The 4,367-nt window shown below is 68.3% G+C and carries 5 protein-coding genes; 1 reads left to right on the top strand and 4 read right to left on the bottom strand.

Translation table 11 applies throughout. From position 1 onward, the window contains the following. Positions 1 to 65: 65 nt before the first annotated feature. The gene (gene crtI, locus V9E98_12605) at positions 66 to 1,604 is read right to left on the bottom strand and encodes a phytoene desaturase family protein (GenBank protein MEI2717806.1); all 1,539 of its coding nucleotides are present in this window, start codon (positions 1,602 to 1,604) and stop codon (positions 66 to 68) included. Between the two features lie 167 nt (positions 1,605 to 1,771). Between crtI and V9E98_12600 the strand changes: the two genes are divergently transcribed. Further along, positions 1,772 to 2,356: a M15 family metallopeptidase gene (locus V9E98_12600; GenBank protein MEI2717805.1), complete on the top strand. Its 585-nt coding sequence runs from the start codon at positions 1,772 to 1,774 to the stop codon at positions 2,354 to 2,356. Between the two features lie 12 nt (positions 2,357 to 2,368). On the opposite strand, the gene V9E98_12595 is transcribed toward V9E98_12600, so the two are convergent. From V9E98_12595 to V9E98_12585, 3 genes are all read right to left on the bottom strand, one after another. Continuing rightward, positions 2,369 to 3,451, bottom strand: a complete 1,083-nt coding sequence (locus V9E98_12595) for a glycosyltransferase family A protein (GenBank protein MEI2717804.1) — start codon at positions 3,449 to 3,451, stop codon at positions 2,369 to 2,371. Next, positions 3,439 to 4,194: a carotenoid biosynthesis protein gene (locus tag V9E98_12590; protein MEI2717803.1), complete on the bottom strand. Its 756-nt coding sequence runs from the start codon at positions 4,192 to 4,194 to the stop codon at positions 3,439 to 3,441. Before V9E98_12590 ends, V9E98_12595 begins: the two co-directional genes overlap by 13 nt. Beyond that, a partial coding sequence (locus V9E98_12585) for a hypothetical protein (protein ID MEI2717802.1) occupies positions 4,188 to 4,367 on the bottom strand: 180 nt, incomplete at its 5' end. The genes V9E98_12590 and V9E98_12585, both read right to left, overlap by 7 nt.

The following is a 4,367-nucleotide window of genomic DNA, read 5'->3' as shown; positions in this document are numbered from 1 at the left end:
TCACAGCCGTCTCAGAGGGTGACCTTGCGCCGAGTGCGAGGAGATCGTCGGCACTCGTTACCGGATCATGCTCGGCCGATCTCCTCGGCCACGATCTCCGCTCCCATCCCCACCAGTGGCAGGCCACCACCGGGATGCGCCGATCCGCCGACCAGGTAGAGCCCGGGCACGGCGGTACGGTTCGACGGGCGCAGGATCGTCGACAGTCGGCCGTTGCTGGACATGCCGTAGATGCTGCCTCCCGGGGAGGCTGTCGTGCGCTCCAGGTCTGCTGGCGTACGGATCTCCCGCCACCGCAAGCGGCTCCGCAGATCGACGCCACGTGCGGCCAGGACCTCGAGGATGTGATCCGCGTAGTCCTCGCGGTGGGTGTCCCAATCCAGGCGCGTGGGGTCGTGGGCCGGGGCGTTGATCAGCACGAACCAGGACTCGGTGCCTTCCGGGCGCATCGACGGGTCATCGGGCACGCATGCGTATATCGCCGGATCGGGGAGAGGTACGGGATCTGAGGCGAACAGCCCGTCGAACTCGGCGTCGTAGTTCTGCGGGAACCAGACGTTGTGGTGCTGGATGCCGTCTGTGTGGCCGTCCACGGCCAGCAGCAACACGAAGCCGGAGAAAGAGGGCTGCATGCGGGAAAGACGTTGCCGGGCTGTCTTCGTGCGTGGATCGTCGACGAGTCGGCCGTACACGGTTCGGGCATCCGCGTCAGCGACGACGATGTCGGCCGGGTGTGCACCGGTGGACGTCACAACCCCGGTGACGCCTGAGTGGTCGGTCTCGATCCGCTCGACGGTCGTGTTGAACTCGAACACCACGCCGAGGTCCTCGCAGCGCCGGTGCAGCGCGGAGGACAGCCCGTGCAGCCCGCCCCCGATGTGCCAGACCCCGAAGGTCTGTTCGACGAAGGGGATCGTCACCAGCGCTGCGGGAGCTTTGCGCGGGTCCGACCCCGTGTAGGTCGCGTAGCGATCCAGGATCATCCGGGCCCGCGGATCCTGCAGTGTGGCCCGTCCGAGGCCGCGCAACGTCTGCCAGGGGGCGACCGTGCGCAGGCTGCGTGTCGACTTGGCCAGGGGGAGCAGGTCCCGGTAACCGTCGAGTGGGCGGCCGAGCACGTCCGAGCGGGTCAAGGACCAGATGTCCCCAGCGCGCCGCAGCAGCGCACGCCACTCGTGGCTGGCATCGCCGCCGATGCCGTCCTGAAGCGCACTGGCGCAGGCGCCGACTCCGGCTCCGGGCAGCGTGACGCTCGATCCGTCCGCGAAGTGGTATCCGAAGGCGGGGTCCACCTCGCGCAGATCCACCGAATCCTCGAGGCTGCGACCGGTCTTCAGGAACAGGTCGCGGTAGACCGCAGGCAGCGTGAGCGTGCTGGGACCGAGGTCGAAGCGGAAGCCGTCGCGCTCGAATCCTGCGTTCTTGCCGCCGGGCCCGATGCCACTGCTCGTAGCACGGTGACTCGGTGACCCTTGGCGGCCAATCTGGCGGCCACTGCGAGGCCACCCATACCCGCGCCGACCACCGCCACCCTCGCCACGTCTGAAGGTTATCGAGCCAGGTTTCCCGCCCGATGCGGCATCCCGCCGAGCACGACGGACCACCACAACGGTTTGATGTCCTCGTGGCTTCGCGATCCGATGAACTCCCCACCTACGACTGGGCCAGTCGGCCTGCCGGCGGAGGCCGGAGTCGCGCCGGGCGAGTGGTGCGTCGGCCTGACGCGCGTCGGAACCTGGGATCGACTACGAGGATCTCCCCGACGCTCCCGTTGACACCGACGAGGATCTGGTGGCCGATCGCTGATCCGAGGATTCGGGTTCTGGGGGCCTACTTCCATGAAGGGTGGCCCTTTGCTGTCCCGGGTGCATGGCTGCGCCCCGCGGCCTGGGATCGGCTGACCGCTGCCACCGACGCGCTGCCCACTGGGTTCGGTCTCGCGGTCTGGGATGCCTGGCGCGACCCCCGCTTGCAGGCTGCGTTGCACGACCGGGTCTATCAGGACACGAGCCTCGCACCGGGTTTCGTGGCGTACCCGGATCCCGATCCCCGTCGGTGCCCGCCACACGCCAGCGGAGGCACGGTCGATCTCACGCTCACGTTCGACAACGAACCGCTCTCCTTGGGCACGAGGTTCGATGCCTTCGTGCCGGAGGCGGCTGCGACGGCGCTCGAGCCCGACGGCCCGGCGCTCGAACGTGACCTGCGTCGTCTGCTCTCCAAGGTCATGTCCCAGGTGGGTTTCGTCCAGCACCCACAGGAATGGTGGCATTGGGAATACGGCACCCGGTACTGGTCGGCCGTGACGGGCGAGCCGGTGTTGTTCGGACATGCCCGGCCTGCGGACGGGGTGTGAGCCGTCCCCGCATCACCCCGATATCGAGCGTCCCCGCCATGTGATCGTGCCGCGGCGGTGAGCCCGGACTGACCGGGCATACAACCACAGCAGCGCCGTGATCGACAGTGGATGTGCCGCACATGCCGGCAGGGACTGTTGTGTGCGCCTCGCCACCGCGAGCCGGCCGGCCACGGCGACGAGGTAGCCCGCGACCCCCACTGCGCGGGTGCGGCGGTCACGGGCGAACAGTGCCGCCGCAGGCGGGAGGAGGTACAGAGCGGCGAGTGTGCCGACCGTGCCCGGACCGAAGGCGTCGTGCAAGGACTTCGTGTAGCCGGCGATCAGATCGCGGTCATCGACGTACATCCGGCACTGGGCCACCTGCGTACCGTCTGCCATCCCCGCGCGGTGCCCCGTCCGCTTGAACTGTCGGACCAGCGCCAGATCTTCGAGCACCTGATCCCTGACCGCGGCATGGCCCCCGGCGGCGTAGTACGCATCTCGGCGCACCGCAAGCACCTGTCCGTTGCCCGCGGAGAGCATCGGATGGGGGGTGTTCTCCGCCAGGCGCAGTGGCAGGAAGCTGAGCCAGGACCACTGCAGGAGCGGTTGTACGAGGTTCTGCAGGACGCCGCTGACCATCTGGTGGGGATAGGGGCACACCAGATCGAGGTCGGTGAGCAGTCCGGCCGTGCGCACGGCGGCATCGGAGCGCAGGACGACGTCGGCGTCGACGAAGACGAGTACATCCCCGGTGGCAGCGTCGGCCAGTCGCTGACAGGCCCATGGCTTTCCCAGCCATCCCGATGGGGGCTCATCGGTCCCGCGGATGACACGCAGTCCGGCCGCTTCGACCATGGCGGCGGTTGCATCCTGTGAGTTGTCGTCGAGGACGATGACCTCAGTCACGCCTTCGAGGCCTTGCAGGCTCGCCAGCGTCGGTGTAATGCGCTCCGCCTCGTCACGCGCCGGCACCAGCACGCTGATGGCCGCGTCCGCGCTGCTCAACGGCCGGCGCAGGTGACGCAGGTTGACCAGGCTGAGGGCCGTCGCGGCCGCGGCGCCCACTGCGCATCCTGCGACCAGCCATCGCACCCCGGTCACCGTCGCCACCAGGACAGTAGAGCGGGCAGCCCGAGAACAGCCATACCCAGCCCGCCGACGATGGCCACGCTGGGCCTATCGAGGAACACGGCATTGGCGATGATCCCGCCGATCCACATCCAGCCGTACAGCAGCAGCGGCACACCGAGGGCACACTCCTGCCGTGGCAGCCGGTCGAGCACCCACATCAGAAGCAGGCTGCCGAGTAGCCATCCGGCGTAGTTCTGCAGTGGGATGCCGGGGATCCCCGGCAGCGCGGGTTGGGTCCGTTCCCAGACCCAGTAGCCCTCGCCGACCATCTGCGGGTCGAGGAAGAAGTCCCACGTCGTCAGGCCCACCGCGGCCAGGGGAACCACCCAGCGCTGAGTGAGGCTGCGCGCCAGCACAAGACACGGGTAGGCCATCATCGTCCACGCCAGCGGAACGATCACAGGCACGCCGAGGATCTGTGGTCGCAGGAGTTCGGTGTAGTCGTAGGGCCCGAACGGGATGTCGGTGGTGTGTCCCAGTAGTTCGATCAGCAGACCGAAACCGGCGGAGATCACCGCGAAGCGCAGTGCCCATCCGGTGCCGAACTGCTGCCAGGCGTGGCTCAGACTCGCGGCCGCGAACAGCAGCACGACCAGGCTTGTGACGAGTTCACGATCGCCGGCCGGCACCAGGATCCACGTGATCTGGGCCAGAATGGCCGCACCTGCGAAGACCCACGGCACCGCGGCTGCCCGCTGGCGCGGCGAGATGTCCGTCACCACGGCGAGTCCCCGCTGACATCGACGACGGCGAAGCGGGCGAACAGTTCCTCGGAGTACCAGCCCGTGCTCCTGGTCTGTTCGATCACCGCGACGTGTTCCGGGCTTTCGTAGGCGAACGAGCGTAGGGCGGCGGCATCGCGCCAGACGCTGAACGTTCCCTGCAGACCGATAGC

The sequence above is a fragment of the Candidatus Nanopelagicales bacterium genome (assembly GCA_037045355.1).
Lineage (GTDB): Bacteria > Actinomycetota > Actinomycetes > S36-B12.
This window is presented reverse-complemented; position numbering and strand designations above follow the sequence as displayed.